Raw genomic sequence first — 20072 nt, forward strand, 5'->3', positions numbered from 1 at the left:
TTACGCATCATTGTACTTTTATTCTGGTATTCAGAGATGGCAACTCTAGAATATAAAACTTTTTGTAATCGCGGAGGACATGCCTATTCCTCCGCCCATTTCTTAGCCCAAATCGTACATAGTGTACGATATTAAAATTAAAATTACTTTAAAATACAGAAAGAGGTGAAGAAGAAACAAAAAATGTGTGGAAGTATATGGGATTAGGGATTCAAACAGGAGGTAAAAGAAAGTGAGAAAGTCTAAATTTAAACAGACCATGTCAATGCTGCTCGCAGTATTGATGGTATCTATGTCCATGAATTTCTCAGTGTTTGCGGAAGAATTAGCCGCTCCGACTGACGAGACAACAACGACTACTGTCGAAGCGCCAGCTGAGCAGCCCGCAGAAGAACAAACACCGGCTGTCGGGGCACTGGCACCGGTGAATGAGGAAACAGGGACAACAGAAGAAAATGCCGTTATTCAGGAAACACCTGCAATGATGGCACTGAGCGATTCAGAGTATTTAGCACCAGGAACTCCAGCGTTAGATGAAATGACTGGAAAAGAGTGTTTTTTCGCAAATGGTACACCAATTACTATTGAGGCAACAACTACAGAAGGTAAAGGCGCTAAAATCACTTGGGATGGCGGAAGTCAAGAGGTATCAAGTGCTGCGAATATTTTTGGCGGCGGACACAATCATGATGGAACCTATGAGTCCACCTCTGTCACCATGACGGGTGGGACGGTCAATGCTGTTTTTGGCGGCGGTCTGCATAAAAGTCATGTAGCAACAGCAAATATTGTCATTAAAGACGGCGTAGTCATTGGGCAAATTGCCGGTGGTGCGGCATCATCTTTTAGTGGAACTACATGTCATCAACCGTGGCCGGGGAGCGATAGTCCAAATGCCTTTGTCGATACTGCCAATGCCACCATTGAAGGCGGCACCATCAAAGGTAGTGCGCTGGTTTACGGTGGTGGCGAAGGGATGAGCCAGACTGGCAATACTAATTTGAATATTACCGGCGGTACATTTGATAAAGCCTATATTATCCCAGGTGGTTCTAATGGTACTACGACAGGAACAGCGAAGGTAGAAATATCGACAGATATTAAGGACTCAATTGTTCAGGGGGTCAATCGCGGCAAAACTGAGAATATTGTTATTGACATTAAAACAGGTGCGAAAGTCGACAAGGTTTATGCCGGTGGCGAAACAGGGGATTCGAGTGTCACAGGTACCATCGAAAAAGCCACAGTGAATATCGCCGCAGACAGTGCTGTTGCAAATTTACAGCCAGGTACCAATGGCGGTATAGAAATAGCTCCAAACAGCACAGAACTTATTACATTGAATTATGATGATTCAGCCCTAATCAACGAAGGTGAAAATACCTTAGAAAAGCTCGAAACGCGTTTTGGCGTAGCTGTTCTTGGTAAAACCGCCAAAGCAATTGCGGTTACTGATGTGGAAGGAAAAGTTATCTGCGGTTATGATGATATCCAGACTGCTGTAGATGAAGCGCCATCAGACAGTATCATAAAGCTTCAGAAGAACATTGATATCAATCAAACCATTCAATATCGCAATAAAAATTTAACTTTTGATGGAAATAATAAAACATATAAATTGACATCCACAGCCAAAGATCGTATTTTTATGCTGACAGGTACGGGGGACACAGGTACAGGGCTCACATTAAAAAATTTGGAAGTTATTGGAAATAATACGAACCAACGCGGGATTCATGTTGGTGACATAACAGATACAACAGATAATAATCACTATAAATCACAAATCACATTAGATAATGCTGAGCTCAAGTTTGATTTCTGCGTTGATCCGCGAGGAATCAATTTTGGTGACGGGCAACATCAAGGATCTGTGATTACTTTGACGAACAACAGCAAAATTTTAAATGGACTCAATCAGGAGTATGAAAATAATTGGGGGAACAGTGGGAATGGATCAAGAGGATTGTCACTCTGGAACCCCAAAGATGTGACTGTTAATATTGAAAAAAACAGCGCGCTTAAAGGCTTTAAATATGCAGTCAATGTTTCAGGTACACAACAGGTAGTTGGCGATAAGTTACTTGCCGATGCCGAAGGACTGAATGTTACAGTAGATAATTCGACCATTTATGGCTGGGCTGCTTTTAATATCTGGGCCAGCTATGGTACCTACAATATTCAAAATGGTTCTGTATTAAAAGGAATCAATACAGTAAAGGGTACGCCAGGGTCTGCAAATGATTTTACTACCATCAAATTAAATTATGACTGGCCGTCTGGTGATACACCTGCTTATCAAACTTATGATAATGTTTTAAATATAACCAATTCAACTATTACCAACAGTAAAACCGGTGATTTCGATCAGGATCTTTTGACAATTGACAATGCAGAAACGATCAAAAGTGTTAACTTAGAAGGCGCACATTTTGTTGATGCAACCGGGACAATAGATTCAGCTATCACTGTTTACGATAATGGTGACAAATCAGGTAGTATTTCAAAAGCCATAGCGGCCGTTAAGGCCAAAACGTTGATGGATGCAGCATCAACTTCCGTTTATCAGCCAGCAGAGGGTGAAGCAAAGTCTTTGCCGTTTTATGATATCGTTGCGGTAAACGGCGAAAAAGAATACCAGAATCTTCAGGAAGCCATTGATGATGCAGCCGGTAATGATACGATTACCGTTAAGGAAGGGACACATAATCTGGACCAGACGCTTTTAATCAGTAAGCCGGTTACAATCAAAGGTGAAGATAATAAAATAGTTGTCATTACGCGTGGTGATACCTGGTCACCAGTGTCATCGACTGAAGGCAGCCAGGGCTCACTGATTCACATTTTAAATACGAATAATGTAACCCTTGAAAATTTGACGGTTACAGGAGCACGTAAAGTGGAAGGCACTACAAACGCCAACGGACACGGCATTAACATTGTGCAGTCCACCGATGTAACTTTAAAGAATATCACATCAAAAGATAACGCTGCCGCGGGTGTGGTCGTCAACGGCTCAACCGTAACCGCCACAGGCCTGTACACCAGTGGAAATGCCTGGTATGGCGTGAATGTGGACCAGGGGAGCGGTGTGATCAATGATACCCAGTTCACGCTCAATGCACCTTACCGTTTTGGAGAGACTTATCAAATTGTATCCGATAAATATAATTCAAGTGATAACATCGAGGTAAATCTGCCAGACGCGTTTGTACAAAGTGATTTGGAGAATAAATCCGTTTATTGGAATGATTCTTCAACAATGATCAAGAATCAAAATAAAAACAGAACCTATCCAACCATTCAGGCAGCCATTGAGGATGCGAACCGGAACAATACGATTCTGATTCCAGCAGGAACCTATGCGGAAGACCTGAACATAACACAATCCGTCATCCTGAAGAAAGTGGAAAAGGCAGAAAGTGATTGTGTTTTAGACGGAAATATTACTGTGGCTGAAGGTAAAAAAGTAACACTCAGTGACCTGAATGCGGGAACAAATGCTGCCGTTATGGTTAAAAAAGGTGCGAATTTAGCACTGATTAACAGTGATGCCTTTGTTGAAAATCAACATATTACTGTCGAGAAACTTTTCGGAACAGAATATGACACCAGTATCATTAAACAAAATGATCAGGAGGTTGCAAAAGATAAGCTCTCATTTGTTTATCTGGGTGAAGAAATAAAACCAGATATGAAGCTTTTCAGAGCAGATGAAGTATCTTATACGGTCAAAACGCCAGCCCAATTCTACTGGCTGTCACAGCAGATTAATAAAGGTAGCATTGATACTTCAAAAGTAACGATTAAATTAGGGAACGACCTTGATTTCCATAATGACGAATGGTTGCCAGTGGGAGTAAAAGATCATGATTACGTAGGATCTTTTGATGGCCAAAATTATAAAATTTCTAATTTGTATGTAAACAAGCCAGGTGAAAATTATACTGGATTGTTTGGAAAAGCATGGGGCGCTAAAGAATTAGGAAATGTTATTTTTGAAAACGTAGAAATTATAGGCTCAGATCAAACCGGTGTTCTCACAGGCCAATTTGTAGGATCGGCAATAAGCAATGTACAACTGTTAAACTATCAGGTTAATGGAAACCAGTTTGTCGGTGGTATTGTGGGCTATTCATATACAAATATGTATAGCTGTAATGGAGAAAACGGAGTAGTTGTTGCTAATGACCAAGATGCTGGCGGACTTATGGGATTTAATGGAGAAGGAAATTATCAAGTTAAAAACTGTACAGTCAAAAATGTTGAGGTTGAAAGCAGATTTTGGGATTGTGGTGGTATTATTGGTAGCGCTAATTCGAATATTGTTTTACAAAACTGTAAATCTGAAGGCGGAAAGGTCAGTGTTCGTTTTAAACAGAATTACGGTCAAATATTAGGAAGAGTGACAAATGCTGGTGCATCAACAATTTATAACTGTACGTCTGACACACCGTTATTTGCATATAACAGTTCAACGGGTATGGAGGAAAGACTTGAAGATATACTGGTTGGTGGTAATCAAGATTATATCAAGACACTTACCGTTTACAATGAAAATAATGAGACACCATATGCAACCATTCAGGAAGCAATAGACAAAGCAAATTCCGGCGACACCATTAAAATCGGTGCGGGCACTTATGATGAAGCAATCACCTTAACAAAAGCAGTAAATCTCATAGGCCCATATGCCGATACAGAAATCAAAGCTGAGGAAGCGACAACGGATAACAGACCAGATGAAAGCGAAGCGATTTTAACAGGTGGTATCAATATCACCAGACCAGATAAGGACAGTAGTGAGTCAATCAGTATTAAAGGATTAAAATTTACAAAAAGCGGCATCTATTCAGTTGGTTGGGGGAATGATCCTAATTTGAATAGTATCACGATTGAAAACAATGTGTTTGAAAATATCGCGAACGAGTTAAATAATAGTGAAAAAAATGTATCAGCTATTCACTTTAATTTAGCAGATAATCAACCAGTTCAAAATTGCACCATCAAAAACAATCGTATTTCCGGTGTTGCCAATGGTGACTCCAGCGGGATTAATGTTTTTACGGTCAGTGGAGCAACAACCATTACCGGTAATTACATTGAAAATACAAACCATAGCGCATTACAAATTCAGGGCACAGCCACAGGAGATGTAACGATTACTGGCAACACCTTTAAAAACTGGGATCAGGATGTAGCGAACGGCGGACGCGCCATGCGTTTTGGCAAGTTTGCAAAGGTCGACTCAATGACTGTTACAAACAATAAGATGATTCGAGCTTTAGAGCCTGGTGAAGATAAAGATCAAATGGCAAAATTTGACACAATACCGGATGAAGGGTCACTTGACTTTAGCTTAAACTACTGGAATAGCAAGTTGCCAGTGACAACCTATGGTAAAGCAGAAGATAGCTCTGTCATTGTCATATCAGATGGTAGTGCAAAAATCAATGCATTGCCATATTATGCTGACGAAGAAATGAAGAGACCTTTAGTACCGGTTGAAGTAAAAGACAGTACAGGGAATTTAAAAGGAAACTACTTAACGATCCCTGAAGCTGTTGCTGACGCAGAAACTAAAGATCATATTGTAATTTCCGAGGGTATCCAGACGTTATCAAGCAGTATCACCATTCCAAGTGGAAAAGACCTGACGTTTGAAGGGACAGTATCCGACAGTGGCGCATTACTGACAACACTGCAGAGAAGCGCAGTCGGTGGCGATGGTAATAACATCATTTTTTCAGCAGCACAAGAAAATGTCCAAACAACGGTTAAAAACCTGAACTTTGTCACAACAAAAGAAGGAGCATCCACTTTCTATTCAGACAAAAAATCAGCAGAATTAACCATTGAAGGCTGTAGCTTCAATTCGGCCGAGGGCATAAATTACGGTGGAAATATTGTAATGGGTGCTGGCGTTGAAAATACAGGCAAACTGAGCTTTGTTAACAATAAGGTAAACTTCAGCTTCCGAAATGGTATTAACGCAGCAGGAAACAATAGTGTTATTACCGGGAATGAATTTGTATATACCAGTGACAGAATTAATGATAGTAACAGAACCTCTGTACTTTCACTGGTAGCTGATGATAACAGTGGAATTATTACTATTACAGACAATATTTTTAAAAACGCGAACCGCGCCATCGCAGTAGATAATTCAAAGATGCTAAGCGGGAATAAGGTAACCATCAAAGATAACCAGTTCATTGACGTGCGTTATGGATTTGAGTTAGGCTCTACGGTTAACAAAGGCTGCGGTGTATATGATTTATCCAAAAACTACTACGCTAGAACACAACCAGATGGCTCAGGAATAGCCGCTCCGATGTTAATTGAGGACGCCGATATTTCTGAAGGAACACATTTTGATGGATCAAGAGATTACAAAGGCGATCAGGTCAACGTTTATCCATATTACGTTGATAAGGAGATGACAAAAACTTACGCGCCGTTAGAAGTACAGCATAAAGATGAAGGTGCAAAAAACGAATACTTCGGCATCATTGCCAAAGCATATGAAGCGGCACATGCAGGCGATACTATCGTCATCAACAGAGCTGCCAATGGAAGCGACGCAGTCATTGATGAAGCGGTCGATATGAACACAAAAGATGCGGACCTGAAACTCATGGGCAGCACAACCTTTAACGGTACTTTTGCAGGATCAACCCGAGCCAGCCTGATTTTAGAGAATGGGACAACCGCGACCTTTACGAATGCAGAGCAAAACGCGATTCAGTACTTTACCTCAGTTGATGTCGAAAACTTCAATGCAGAGACTCCGACACAAATTGTTGCGCCAACAGTTAACACCTCACAAAACTCCTTCATCGCCAAAGGCGGACTGATGGACTATGTCAAAGGTGATCCGAACAGCATATGGACCTACGGCAGCCCAAGCGACCGTTTTAACGGTGGCGATGGAACCGCCGAAAAACCATGGCAGATCAATACGCCGGAACAGATGAAGCTATTACAAACGCCAGAATTTAAAACAAAAGACAAATACTTTAAGCTGACCAATGACATCAATGTATCTGATTGGGACGCGTTGGCAAAATTTGAAGGTAGTTTTAATGGTAATGGCTATTCCATTACCGGCAATGCCGTTAACTTTATTGACGAATTATCCAAAGACGCCAAGGTTGAAAAACTCCGATTTGAAGGCTTTACCAATTTAGTGAATACCAATAATGGTACCATTGAAAACTGTTATACCATTGGAGAAAAAACCACCGCGATTGTCAATATCATGGGCAGCGGCGGAACACTGACCGACAGCTTTACGGCTGGAACAAAAGCGGTACAGACTAATGAAGCAGGTGGTACAATACTGCATGTCTACCATTGTGGTGAAAAAGGCGGTATTGGTACAGCCATGACCAAAGCAGATATGCAGAAAGCACGCTTTGCTAATATGCTGAACAGTGGAACAGAAGGTGTCTGGGACTATAACGCAGATGTCGAAGCACCATCGGCGTATCCGTTTGTGATGAAGGATGACAAAACGACAACGATTCAGAAATTAGGTAAAGTTAATGTTAGCTGTGATGCAAGTATTGGCAAAGTATCAATAGTGCAACCAGACGATGGAATCTACGCAAAAGATACCATTACCTTAAAAGCTGAAATCACAAATTCAGATTATGATTTCTTGTCTTGGACAAATGCAAGCGGCGAAATTATTGGAACAAATCGGACCTGTGATTATACGCTGCGCACAAAAGATGATGTTGGAACATTTACAGCAAACTTTACACGCAAACCAACAATTACAGTAAGTGCATTGAATTTCAATGCAAGTGCAGGCAGTATTAGCGTAAATGGCATAGAAAATTCAAATGCTGTGAATGCTGAGATCAATGTTGGTACTATGGCAAGATTAAAGGCAACACCAAAGGTTGGCTATAAATTTGTTAAATGGACGACTCTCCAGGACATGAATACCGCGGTTTCAGTGGAAGATACGTTTACGATTTATGCCGGAACCAGCAATTTACAATATCTCGCGCATTTTGAAGAAATTCAGGCTGATAAAGTAACAGTAAGTTTCAAAAACTCTGTAACAGGTGCGATCATTGGACAACCCCAGACCATTGATAAAAATGGTGAAGTGGCTGTACCAGAAGCGCCAGTCTATTTGGATAGAGACTTTGTCGGTTGGTATGACGGTAATATAAAAGCAAGTGTTGTGAATGGCAAGATTCAAAATGTCCAAAAGGATACAACCTATGAAGCGCGCTATACACAAAAACACATACAGTATACTGTAACAGTCACTAACGGAAGTATCGATGGTGAACAAGGAACAAGCGTGCAAAAAGATGCTAATAGCCGCGTAACAGTTATTGCAAATACGCCGGAACAAGGCAAGCAATTTGCCGGATGGAAGTATACAAATGGTGATTCCATTATCAGTTACGACGCAACCTATACTTTTACGCTAAAAGCAGATACGTCAATTGAGGCAACTTATTCAGAACTTCCAGTAGAAAAGCAACCAACGGTTTCTATTGATCCGAACCCTGTTCAAATTGATCAGAGTGAAGGCCTGTATAAGCTACGCTTTATTGTAAGGTCGGAAGTTCCAGATGATGATGGTTACACGCCAATTAAATGTGGGATTGTGGCAAAGAAAGCAGATGTAGCAAACCCAGAAGAATTAGCCTTAGGTGCAGCTGATGTAATCGTAGGTGGAAAAACAAATATCGGCAATCAATATACCTACACAGTAAACTTGGGAAATCTGGCGGTTAGTACGACTGTTTCCGCGAGAGGATACCTGACTTATATGAAGAATGGTGAGACATATACTATCTACACCGACATGGTCAAGGGAACTGTAGTAGCGAATTAAAACATGAACGCCATGGCAGAGGGCTTCGTACTCTGCTATAAAAAACTTAAGTGGAGGTGAAAAATTTGAAAGACTATCTAAAACCGGGACTCGATATTCAGGAATTTGAAGTAGAAGATATTATGGTGGATAGCAGTGGTGAGGAAGATCTTTAACCTAGTGAATACTATATGGATTCTTCACTGAGCAACAAGTAAATTTGAATAGGAAACTTTATCGTAGAATAGAGTTTCCTATGTCAATATTTAAGGTAAGTAAAATAATGAATAGATACATAATAGCTGAACTTAATATCAAAATGGCAATTTTTGGAAAAATATTGAAAGATCAGTCCAGAGCATATCAATCATTGATTAGTCCGGAGAAATATAAGTTTGAATTTAGAAGTGAACAAGATAACATACGGATCGAAGGAAATATTATTCAAAGAACTAAAGAAAAAATTATCTCAGAAACCATTGATAAATGGATATTTTATCGCAAAGAGGACAGTATCCTGAAAACAGAAAAAATTTATTATAAAAACAATAACAATGCTGAATTCTATTATCAGGAACCTTTAAAAAAATATCCACTTCCCAGTCTTGACAACTACGAATACATCGAAACTGGCTTTGCCTTCTCAAGAGCACTGCTTGATTACAACGGCTTTTGCCTCCACTCCTCAGCGGTGGCGCTGGATAATAAAGCTGTTTTATTTTCTGCGCCTTGCGGTACTGGAAAATCAACCCATACCGGATTGTGGCGAAAGTACTTTGGGGAAGATAAAGCCATCATCATCAATGACGATAAGCCGGCCATCCGCTTGATGGGAGATACCTTTTATGTGTATGGTACGCCGTGGAGTGGTAAATCGGACTTAAACACCAATGTTAAAGTGCCGTTGCAGGCCATTGTGTTTTTGGAGCAGGCATCTGAAAATTGTATTGAACGACTGAGTAATAAAGATGCCGTCAGATGGCTATATTATCAGAGCTTGCGACCGACAGGCCCTCGAAGTGAAGAAAAAACAAGTAACTTACTTAATCTTTTGGATAAAATAGTATGCCAGATACCCATCTATAAAATGGGATGTACCATCAGCGAGGAAGCCGTAGAGCTCTCATATAATACAACAATACTTGGCAAATAGGATAGGAGAATCTTTTATGAAAATAAAAAATGGATATATGTTGCGAGAAGTTGCCGGAGAGGCTGTTGTCGTACCTTCGGGTAAAGTTTCCCTCAATTTTCAGGGCATCATCTCCCTTAACGAAACCGGAGCTCTTTTGTGGAAACAGCTGGAGCAGGGCTGCGAGAAGAAGGATTTGGTTCAGGCACTTTTAGACGAGTATGAAGTTGACGCTGAAACAGCCGAGAAGGATGTGAATGAATTTCTTAAATTGGCAGGCGATGCCGGACTGATTGATGGATGAAATAGGCGGCCGCCGGGTTGATCTGGAACATATGCACCCCATCATCACCGAAAAGCTGTCCTCCGGCGGCGAAGTCATTTTCACCTCCGCTGGTACCAGCATGCTTCCGACACTTCGTGACCGTAAGGACCAGGTCTGTATTGTGCGGCCTCCGAAACGCCTGCGTAAGTATGACCTGCCGTTTTACACCAGAGACAGCGGCCAATACGTGCTGCACCGGATCGTAAAGGTAAATGCAGACGGCACCTACACACTCCGAGGAGATCATCAGCTTGTGAATGAAGAGGGGGTGCGTCCCGACCAGATCATCGGTCTCGTCAAAGGCTTCTGGCGCGGCGGCCGCTACATCTCTTGTAAAAACCCCTGGTACCGTCTGTATTGCCGAGTCTGGTGGCTTTTGTACCCGGTGCGTTGTGTGGTTTTGCGGGGGCGCGGGGGAGTTTGTGTCAAAAGTCCACCTAAATCCCCAAAATCGTGGTATAATTAATACATAATCTTAAAATAATCGGGAGGGTATTCTTATGGATTTCATTATTGGAAATAATCGTCATCAAGGGATGTTACTTCCAGACTGTATCGAGGATTATGTCGATGAAAATAATCCTGTACGTGTCATTGATGCTTATGTTGATACCTTAGATTTCGAAAATCTCGGATTTAATAAGTGGAAACCCAATCAAACAGGCCGCCCGATGTACTCGCCACGTGATCTTCTAAAACTTTATATTTATGGCTATATGAATCACGTGCGTTCTTCCAGGCGTCTGGAAATTGAGACCAAACGAAACCTCGAAGTGATTTGGCTGCTTCAAAAACTTTCCCCGGATCATAAAACCATTGCCCGCTTTCGCCAGCAAAATCCAACGGCACTTAAGAATGTCTTTAAAAACTTTGTACAGCTCTGTACCCAATGGGAGCTTTACGGTAAAGAACTGCTTGCGATTGATGGCAGCAAATTTAAAGCCTGGAATACCAAAGACCGCAACTTCACCAAAAACAAACTAAAGGATCGGATTCAGCATATCGAAGAAAAAATCGAAAGCTATCTTGATGCTTTAAATCAGAATGATGCACTTGAAAATCAAAGCACTTCTGAAATATCCAGCGATATAAGCGAAGTTATTCATCAGCTCACTGACCGCAAAACACTTTATGAATCTTTTTTAGCGGAGCTCGCTGAAAGCGACGAAACCCAAATTTCGCTTACCGATCCCGATAGCCGTCTGATGAAAACTAAAAACGGGCTTGATGTCTGTTTGAATATTCAAACCGCTGTCGACAGTAAAAACAAAATGATTGTTGAATTCACGGTTGAAAATCAAGCTCAGGATAAAAATTTAATGGGTCCTTTAGCTCAAAAAGCGGCAGATTTATTGGAAGTGCCCGCCATGACCGTCGTTGCAGATAACGGCTACGACAGTGTAAGTGATGTGGCTCAACTTTATCTCAGTGGTCATCGTCCTGTTGTTGCTGGAGGGGATTATGAATTTTGTATTCCTACAGATGCGGCAAATACTGAAAAGATTACCGACTATGATTCGAACGTTGCACGCGCGATTTATCTTCCAGAGCGTAATATTTTCATCTGTCCACTAGGAAAAGTGTTAAGGCCCTGTACTTATAATAAAAATAAACATGTTGCCAAATACGATAATACACAAGCCTGTAGACACTGTCCTAAAAAATGTACAAAAATGCGCTATTACCGCGCCGAGCGTGTCATGAAACCGTCAGAATACACCAAGGCCTTCGATGATTCCGACTTATTCCTTCGAAAAGTTCACATCTTTCAAAATAAAGAGATCGTTCGACAAAGAAAGGCCATTGTTGAGCACCCCTTTGGAACCGTAAAACGCGCAATGGGCATCTCCTATCTTTTACTGAAAGGCAAGCAAAAGGTAGAAGGTGAGATTGCGCTTGCTTTTCTTGCCTTTAATCTTAAAAGAGCCATCCATATCATGGGAATCCAGCCATTAATCCAAGCAATCCGAGCATAGCGCTTCTTTTTTTGCTCTTTTTTCAAAGTTCAACCTTTACCCAGGGGTTTGGGGACGGAGTCACCAACAAGAGACTGTGTTTTGACACAGTCTGGGGGCAGCCTCCCGGCTGCGGCGCCGATTTCGTTAACAGCCCCAGGCCTCTGCACCCATGCTGTCCCAACCCTGATGATTCCGTTCTTTCAGGGATGGCGAGGGTGCACAGGCCTGGGGCTTTGGGACAGGAGATTTCGTGAATACCAAGCGTACATACACCGATCGGGAAGTTTTTTCCTGGCTTTACCAGAATGCAAAAGGGCAGATTTTGGCCTGTGTGCTGCTGGTTTTTGCCAATATTGGGCTGGCCTGCATGGGGGTGGCTTTCGCGCTGGCGTCTAAAAGCGTCATTGACGGGGCCATGGCAGGGGGACTAGAGGTGCTTGTCTGGCGCAGCGCGGTTTTCTTTGGCATTATCGCGCTTCAGGCACTGCTGCAGGCCTACTGCCGCCATGCCCAGGCCACCATTCAGGGCCGGCTGGAAATGGGCTTTAAATCCCGCTTTCTGTCGGCTGTTTTAAAAAAAGATTATCAGGCGGTCATGGCTTACCACAGCGGCGATCTGCTCAACCGGCTCAGCAGCGACGTGCAGGCCATTGCAAACGGCGTGACCTCTCTGCTGCCCACCTTTTCCGGGCTCATCACCAAGATCGTGTCTGCCTTCTGGGTGCTCTGCATGCTGGACTGGCGATTCTCACTGATCTTTGCCCTGGCCGGGACGGCCATGTTTGTGGTCACTCGCTTTTTCAGGAAGCGGCTCAAGGCTTTGCACAAGCGGGTCCAGGAGACGGACGGGCGGGTGCGTTCTTTTTTGCAGGAGCTGTTGGGGAGCTTTCTGGTTATCCGCACCTTTCAGGTGGAGGAGGCCATGGAGGACAAAGGGAGACAGCTTCAGCAGGCCAATTACGACGAAAAAATCCGCAAGAACACCATCAGCGTGGTGGCCAATACAGGTATCAGCTTTATATTTAATCTGGGCTACCTCTATGCTCTGGTGTGGAGCTGCCACGGGCTGATCGCAGGAACCGTGAGTTTTGGGACACTGACCGCTGTGCTGCAGCTGGTCAACCAGGTGCAGTCCCCCTTTGTGGGCCTGTCCGGCATGCTGCCCCAATACTATGGCGCCCTGGCCTCTGCCGAGCGGATGATGGATATCGAAGCCCTGCCCGATGAGCCGGCGGTGGACAGCGCGCCCTATGACGCCGGGGCGCTGTACGCACATATGCTGGGGATCGAGTTGCGCAGCCTTAGCTTTCACTATGACCGGGATCCTGTGCTTAACCAGGCGGATCTATACCTTGAGAAGGGTAGCTTCGCGGTGATTTCGGGTTTGTCGGGCATTGGGAAGAGCACTCTGCTCAAACTGCTGCTGGGTGTTTTTACGCCCGATTCCGGGCATATCGGCTTCAGAATGGACGACGGCTTCCGGATCACGGCAGACCGGCAGACACGCGGGCTTTTTGCCTACGTGCCCCAGGGCAACTTTCTGCTCTCCGGCACCATCCGGGCAAACATTGCCTTCATCCGGCCAGAGGCCACAGAAGACGAAATCATCCAGGCAGCAGAGCTCAGCTGCGCCATGGATTTTATTAACGGGCTGCCAATGGGGATGGATGCCGTCATTGGAGAGAAAGGGCTCGGCCTGTCCGAGGGGCAGGTCCAGCGTCTGGCCATCGCCCGGGCATTGCTGGGCGGCGCGCCCATACTCCTTCTGGACGAAGTGACCTCCGCCCTGGACGCTGAGACAGAGAAGCAAGTGCTTGAGAACATTAAATGCCTCAGAAACCGGACATGCCTTATCGTTACCCACAAGGCAGCCGCCCTCACCGTCTGTGATGTGGTGCTGCGGATCGTGGATGGAAAAATAATCATGGAAAAAAGATAGAGAGAAGTAAAATGATCAGAGACGAAAAATATTACGTGGTAGAGCTGCTGGCAGCGGTTTTAAAGGATCGGCAGCCCAGGCCGCCAGCGTCTGGCTGCGATTGGGACGTGGTTTACAGGGAAGCCAGAAGGCATTCGGTGGCGGGGATGGCAGACTACGGGCTTGAAAAGCTCGCGAAGGAGGAGCAGCCCCCGCAACTTGTCAGACAGTCCTTCCGGCAGGCCAGGCTTACGGGCATTGCCAAGGAGGCCACCCAGCATGTCACTGTGACCGAGCTGCTGAAAACATTCGATGAACAGGGCATCCGGGCACTCCCCCTCAAGGGCTTTGTGCTCAAATATGCCTATCCAAGGCCGGATATGCGGCTCATGGCCGATGTGGATATCCTGGTGGATGACGCCAATACAAAGGCGGTCGGGAAAATTTTGACCGGCAGAGGCTTTTCCTGTGAGCACGAGGGTGGAAACCACGATGTCTACTACCGTAAACCCTATATGAATCTGGAGATACACCGTAATATCCTCCCGGAAAAATACACTTTCGGGGGCTATTTTGACCATATCTTTGACCGAGTCCTTTTAAAGGAGGGGGCCCAGTGTGTTTACGCCATGACCCCAGAGGATTTCTACCTCTACATGGTAGCGCACCTGACCAAGCACTACGCCCAGGGCGGCACCGGTATCCGCTCCGTCATGGATCTGTGGGTATATCGGCGCTTTTACAGAGAAACTGCCGACTGGAAGGCCATTGGCGATGGGCTTGAGGCCATGGGTCTGAAAGCCTTTGGGGAGAACCTCATGCGTCTGGCCGAAGTCTGGTTTGACGGCCGCCCAGGCGATGCGGTCACCGATGAGATGAGCCGCTTTATTCTGGGCAACGGCACCTACGGCACCACCCAGAATATGGAGCTCTCCGCCTTTACAAAAGTCTACGACGCCCATACAGATTTCCAGACCATTCAGCGCCGCTATTTCTGGCGCACGCTGTTTCCGGGCATGGACCATATGCGCCAGGTCTTTTCCTGGGTGGAGGGCAGGCCTGCGCTGCTGCCGGCAGCATGGGTCATGCGGGGCGTGCGCGCTATGGTCAAAAGGCCAAAACGCACCCTGCACCGTGTGCAGGCAGTGCGCAGCACCTCTGAGGAGGAAGTGGCCAGAGCCAAGGGTTTTTATGAGCGGTCAGGCTTACAGGAGCTGGAACATGAGAAAGAAAGTCATTTATAAGGAGGATGCGGCTGTCGAGGACCTGATCGAGACACTGGCGCTTGAGAAAGGCATACACTTTACACCCGAGCAGTGCGGAGCCCTCCATTACGGCCTCAGCCTGGGCGCGGAGGTGGAGCGCTACGCCGACCCTGTCTATGACGGCGGCCAGCTACGTGAGCTTTTCGAGGCCCAGGCCGCAGGCATCGACACCAGGCTGATGGAAGATCCGACCTACAGCTTCGGCCAGATGCACGAGATCGCCATTGGCCTGAAGGACGGGGTAGACGCCAGCGTTTACGCCAACCCATCCTACACCAGAGAGCACATGTCCTGGATGAGACGCGCCATAAGCCGCGGCATCGACATCAAAAACTATCCCGACTTTTTTAAGAGCGTGTACGCCGCCACCCGCCAGTACAACGCCCTCTGCAATGGGCAGCCCGAGAGCGGTCAGCACCGCTACAGGGTAAAGGCCTGCAGAGTGGTTGAAACCGAGTATGAGATCGTGGTGGAGTGCAGCGACCCTGAAAAGCTGCGGGAAGCCCTTGAGGCCGTTAACGCCATGACCCTGGAAGGCGTCCAGGCGGTCAAAAACAAATTGTATGAGCGGAAGGTGCAGATCAAGGAAAGCCGGTTTTCAGACCCTGTCCGTAAATCGGCACGCATCGAGCTTTTCATGGAAGAGAAAACAGAATAGAGGGGCCTGTGCTCCGACAGGATTAATTGCAATGACACCTGAAGAACGGAAAAGCTATTTTTAACCCCACTGTTCTTTTGGTGATTTTTTAAAGTATGGTATTAAAAAGAAGTCCCATGTGATGTGACCACCCTTTACTGGACAAAACAGTAGAGGGGTTTTTCTTATGTGTTACAGTTATGAATTTTAATTAAAATGTGTAGAATTGTATAAAGAAGGAAGCTGGATGGAAACACCAGAAGATGTTAAAACAAAATCTTTCAGAGATAAAATTAGACAATAGTGTCGAATTGTAGAACCGTGTGGTTCGCAGGCGTTAAAACATTCTGATCAATCTAAAGAATGGACACCTGAAGAAAAGTTGAAGTTAGTTTCACTTGTTCTTGCTGGTAAATCTATTTCTATCGTTGCTGTTTCTGCTGGTATTAGCAATGGATTGCTTTGCCAATGGGTTCAAAAATATAAGACAATGGGATATAATGGACTTGTAAATAAAAAACGAGGTGGATCACCCGTGGAAAATGTACTATAACCATGAATCGGAATATAAATCTTTTGAAGCGTTCTCAGTAGCAGTTAAAGAATATAGATACTACTATAATAACAAAAGAATTCAGGCTAAAACAAAATGGATGCCGCCTGTGATTTACAGACAAGCATCCACACAATAATTTCTATTCGATATGTGTCCAGAAATCTGGGTTCACATCACAGGGGGCTTCTTTTTAAATGCTTTATTTTGCTTTGATATCCAGATAGCATTCATAGGCTTCTGCGCCAGTGCGTCCGTTGTGAACGACCTCGCGGATGGCCTGGATCATGGCTTTAGGATCGTCTGCCTGGAAGACGTTACGCCCCATATCAACGCCGTGGGCGCCGCGGCTGATAGCCTGATAAGCCATTTCGAGGGCTTCGGCCTCCGGAATTTTCTTACCGCCGGCAATGACGAGGGGAACTGGGCAGGCAGCTGCAACTTCTTCAAAGTTATCGCAGTAGTAGACCTTGACGATCTGTGCGCCGAATTCTGCCAGCATGCGGGTTGCCAGGGAGAAATACTTGGTAGTGCGCTCCATTTCCTTACCAACGGCGACAACGCCGAGGGTGGGAATGCCGTAGCGGTTGCCTGCGTCAATGGTTTTTACGATGTTACTGATACTTTCACATTCGCCCTCTGAGCCGATGAAGGACTGGATGGCCATACAGGTGGCGTTCATGCGGATGGCGTCCTCAATATCGACACCGATGACTTCATGGCTCATATCATCTTTAAGGACAGAGCTTCCAGCAGAGCAGCGCAGCGCAATGGCTTTTTTGCAGTCTGGCGGAATACAGGTACGCAGTGCACCCCGGGTGCCCATGAGGACATCTGCGTAGTCCATGAGTGGTGGGATAGCCAGGTCAAGGCGTTCGAGGCCCTGAGTTGGTCCCATAATATAGCCGTGGTCAAAAGCGAGCATGATGGTGTTGCCGCTTTTGGGGTCAAAGATCTGGGATAGGCGTGTTTTCATACCCCAATCTACGTTTTCCATGCCTTTGACGTGGAAACTTTTATTTTCTGCCGGTTGGTCAAAACCGAAATTTTTTGCGTGTTTGTTGCCGTCTTTATCTGCCATAAGTTTAATCTCCTTTATTCTGAATTAAAAAGCGGCGTTTAAAGGCCGCTTTTGTGATTTGTCGTTGCTTAACTTAAACTACTTTGTATGGGGTTTTACATGGAGCATTCCAGTATTTCAGTTCTTCTTCGTCTACGCGGGCCATAAACATCTGGAAGCCTGCTGTTTCCTGTACAGTTAGGATTTCGCCGACCCAGCTTGCTTTAACGTGGATATCTTTTTCTTCCAGGTATTTGTAAACCTTGCGGAAAACAATGAGAAGTTCCATTAATGTGGAGGAGCCGCTGCCGTTGATGAATACCATCACGTCTTCGCCGGCTTTAAGATCAAGGTCTGCGATTAGTTCGTCTGCCATGATCACAGCGGTTTCATCGGCTGATTTCATTGGCTGGCGTCCACCGCCGCCTTCACCGTGCTGTCCCATGCCAACTTCCATTTCGTCATCGCCTAAGGTAGAGATAACTTCGCCGTTTGCCGGATGGGTTGCGCCCTTGGCGGCTACAGCGATGGTTGCCATGTTGTCTGCGAATTTCTGGGCAATGGCAGCTACTTCGTCTAAGGATTTGCCTTCAGCTGCGGCAGCAGCAGCGATTTTGTATACAGGTACACAGCCAACCAGGCCGCGGCGGTCGTCTGCGTTGGAGCGCGGTGCGTTGGCAATATCTTCCTGAGTAACCACTTTTTTAACGTTTAAGCCTAATTTTGCGGCTTCTTTCATTGTTTTGTTGCCTGTGAGCATATCGCCTGCGTGATTTAAAACAACGAATAAAACGCCGTGGCCTTTATCGGCCATCTTTAAAGCTTCGATACAGGCCTTGTAGCCAGGCGCTGCGAAAATATCCCCGATAACGCAGATGTCTACCATGCCTTCGCCGACAAAGCCTTCGATGGCTGGTTCGTGGCCAGCGCCGCCTAAGGTTACGACGGTTACGCGGTCTGCATCCTTTAATTTTTTGTTAACAACCAGGTTGTTGCCTGTCACTTCGATAATATCTGGGTTTGCCAGTTCCAGGCCTTCCAGTAATTCAGATACGATGTTTTCCGGCTGGTTTAAAAATTTTTTCATGGTCATTTTAGTATTTCCCCCTGTTAATTTAGATTATATTTGGTTTTTAAATTTGTTTTTTTAAAAGGATCGTATTTTTTCAGAAAAAATGCGTTTGTTCGGTTACTGCTCGCCCGCTAACGCTCCTTGCTCGCTACCAGTTTTCTTTGAAAACGGGACCTCACAAGGAGCGTATTTTTTCTAAAAAACAGAAATCCAGATTGGAGTGTTTTTCAGAAAAAATGCGTTTGTTCGGTTACCGCTCGCCCGCTAACGCTTCTTGCTCGCTGCCAGTTTTCTTTGAAAACTGGACCTCACTTCATTTCCATCAGCTCGAGGACGGTGTCGTGTACGGATACAAAGGCGATGTCCAGGGTTTCGTCAACGGCCATTCTTCCGTTTAAGACGGTGGCGCCTTCTTCTTCGATGAACTGGTCGATATTTGGTACTTTATAGGCAACGTGGGTTTTGTTTACAACATCCGGGTGAAGGGGAGTCCCTTCTTCAAAACGCAGGTATTCAAATTTCAGATCGTTGTTGTCCGGGCCGGAGATATAAACCTTCAGGCCTTCAGCGTAATCTTCAGGTAATACAGTTTCCTTTACAGGAACGCCAACGTGCATGATTTCATATTTCATCTTAAATTCCTCCTAAGAACTTAATAAATTAGAATAAATTAAAGGGCGTAGCCCTCTGCCAAACCTTCGTAGAACAGGGCGAAGGAGACAGAGCCGGGATCGGTGTGACCGATGGCGCGGTCGCCGATGTAGCGGGCGCGTCCATATTTCCCCAGCATATCTGAGGTCGCATCGGAGCCTTCACGGGCAGCTTTGGCAGCCTGGTTCAGGACTTCCTGATTAATCTTATCGGCGTTTCGGATAACCTCAGTCGCCGGATAAATGGCATCCATCATGGATTTCCCACCTGGCTTTGCGCCGGATGTATCGAAAAATTCTTCGTAGGCGCCGAGCAGGATGGTCTTAATGAAGGAGTCGGTATCTTCGCTGGGGTCGGCTGTATCGGCCATTCCGCAGATAAAGGAGCCAAACAGAGGAGCCGCGGAGCCGCCGCTGATATCCTCCAGGGTATCATTAAGCGTTTCCAGCGCTTCTTTGAGGTTGGTTTCTTCGTTCCAGACATTAACTTCGCTCACCAGTGCTTTAGCGATCTTTTCCATGGTGGTCCCGTGGTCGCCATCGCCGAGCTCACAGTCCAGTTTGGTTAAATTTTCGACGCTGCTTATGATTTTATTAGCAGATGTCAATAACATGTTTTTAATTTTTAAGGTTTCTACTGACATACTCTCACCTCCG

General features: G+C 45.2%; 14 protein-coding genes. 10 read left to right on the forward strand and 4 right to left on the reverse strand.

All coding sequences use genetic code 11. The annotated features are described in order from the left end of the window. Positions 1-232: 232 nt before the first annotated feature. The 10 genes from B2M23_RS12915 to B2M23_RS21810 all read left to right on the forward strand — a co-directional run bounded on the left by B2M23_RS12915 (position 233) and on the right by B2M23_RS21810 (position 16772). Positions 233-8866, forward strand: a complete 8634-nt coding sequence (locus B2M23_RS12915) for an InlB B-repeat-containing protein (RefSeq protein ID WP_038354024.1) — start codon at positions 233-235, stop codon at positions 8864-8866. A 262-nt stretch (positions 8867-9128) separates the two neighbouring features. Next, positions 9129-9998, forward strand: coding sequence for a hypothetical protein (locus tag B2M23_RS12920; protein WP_038354074.1), 870 nt, complete (start codon positions 9129-9131; stop codon positions 9996-9998). A gap of 16 nt (positions 9999-10014) precedes the next feature. Beyond that, entirely contained in the window at positions 10015-10281 is a 267-nt protein-coding gene (locus tag B2M23_RS12925; RefSeq protein ID WP_038354023.1) for a PqqD family protein, read from the forward strand. Then, positions 10274-10768, forward strand: a complete 495-nt coding sequence (locus B2M23_RS12930; RefSeq protein ID WP_081571221.1) for a S24/S26 family peptidase — start codon at positions 10274-10276, stop codon at positions 10766-10768. Before B2M23_RS12925 ends, B2M23_RS12930 begins: the two co-directional genes overlap by 8 nt. 34 nt (positions 10769-10802) lie before the next feature. Further along, positions 10803-12278 (forward strand): IS1182 family transposase, encoded by a 1476-nt coding sequence (locus B2M23_RS12935; RefSeq protein ID WP_038354278.1) that lies wholly within the window; start codon positions 10803-10805, stop codon positions 12276-12278. Between the two features lie 232 nt (positions 12279-12510). After that, on the forward strand, positions 12511-14199 hold the full coding sequence (locus B2M23_RS12940; RefSeq protein WP_038352013.1) for an ABC transporter ATP-binding protein: 1689 nt from the start codon (positions 12511-12513) through the stop codon (positions 14197-14199). A gap of 11 nt (positions 14200-14210) precedes the next feature. Then, positions 14211-15422, forward strand: a complete 1212-nt coding sequence (locus tag B2M23_RS12945; protein WP_038352012.1) for a nucleotidyltransferase domain-containing protein — start codon at positions 14211-14213, stop codon at positions 15420-15422. Beyond that, positions 15400-16101 carry a hypothetical protein gene (locus tag B2M23_RS12950; RefSeq protein ID WP_038352011.1) on the forward strand — a complete coding sequence of 234 codons (702 nt, stop codon included), beginning with the start codon at positions 15400-15402 and terminating at the stop codon, positions 16099-16101. The genes B2M23_RS12945 and B2M23_RS12950 overlap by 23 nt, the downstream gene beginning before the upstream one ends. 289 nt (positions 16102-16390) lie before the next feature. Then, positions 16391-16633, forward strand: coding sequence for a transposase (locus tag B2M23_RS21805; protein ID WP_110060346.1), 243 nt, complete (start codon positions 16391-16393; stop codon positions 16631-16633). Continuing rightward, positions 16623-16772, forward strand: coding sequence for an IS3 family transposase (locus B2M23_RS21810; RefSeq protein ID WP_081571222.1), 150 nt, complete (start codon positions 16623-16625; stop codon positions 16770-16772). Before B2M23_RS21805 ends, B2M23_RS21810 begins: the two co-directional genes overlap by 11 nt. Positions 16773-16835: 63 nt before the next feature. Here the strand turns inward: B2M23_RS21810 and lsrF are convergent, their stop codons facing one another. The 4 genes from lsrF to B2M23_RS12980 form a co-directional block, all read right to left on the reverse strand. Beyond that, complete coding sequence (gene lsrF, locus B2M23_RS12965) at positions 16836-17714, reverse strand: 3-hydroxy-5-phosphonooxypentane-2,4-dione thiolase (RefSeq protein WP_038352010.1); 879 nt, start codon at positions 17712-17714, stop codon at positions 16836-16838. Positions 17715-17787: 73 nt separating this feature from the next. Then, the gene (locus tag B2M23_RS12970; protein WP_038352009.1) at positions 17788-18786 is read right to left on the reverse strand and encodes a dihydroxyacetone kinase subunit DhaK; all 999 of its coding nucleotides are present in this window, start codon (positions 18784-18786) and stop codon (positions 17788-17790) included. A gap of 287 nt (positions 18787-19073) precedes the next feature. Further along, the gene (locus B2M23_RS12975) at positions 19074-19397 is read right to left on the reverse strand and encodes a hypothetical protein (RefSeq protein ID WP_038352008.1); all 324 of its coding nucleotides are present in this window, start codon (positions 19395-19397) and stop codon (positions 19074-19076) included. Between the two features lie 38 nt (positions 19398-19435). Continuing rightward, the gene (locus tag B2M23_RS12980) at positions 19436-20059 is read right to left on the reverse strand and encodes a dihydroxyacetone kinase subunit L (RefSeq protein WP_038352007.1); all 624 of its coding nucleotides are present in this window, start codon (positions 20057-20059) and stop codon (positions 19436-19438) included. Positions 20060-20072 lie beyond the last annotated feature (13 nt).

Source organism: Eubacterium limosum (assembly GCF_000807675.2).
GTDB lineage: Bacteria > Bacillota > Clostridia > Eubacteriales > Eubacteriaceae > Eubacterium > Eubacterium limosum.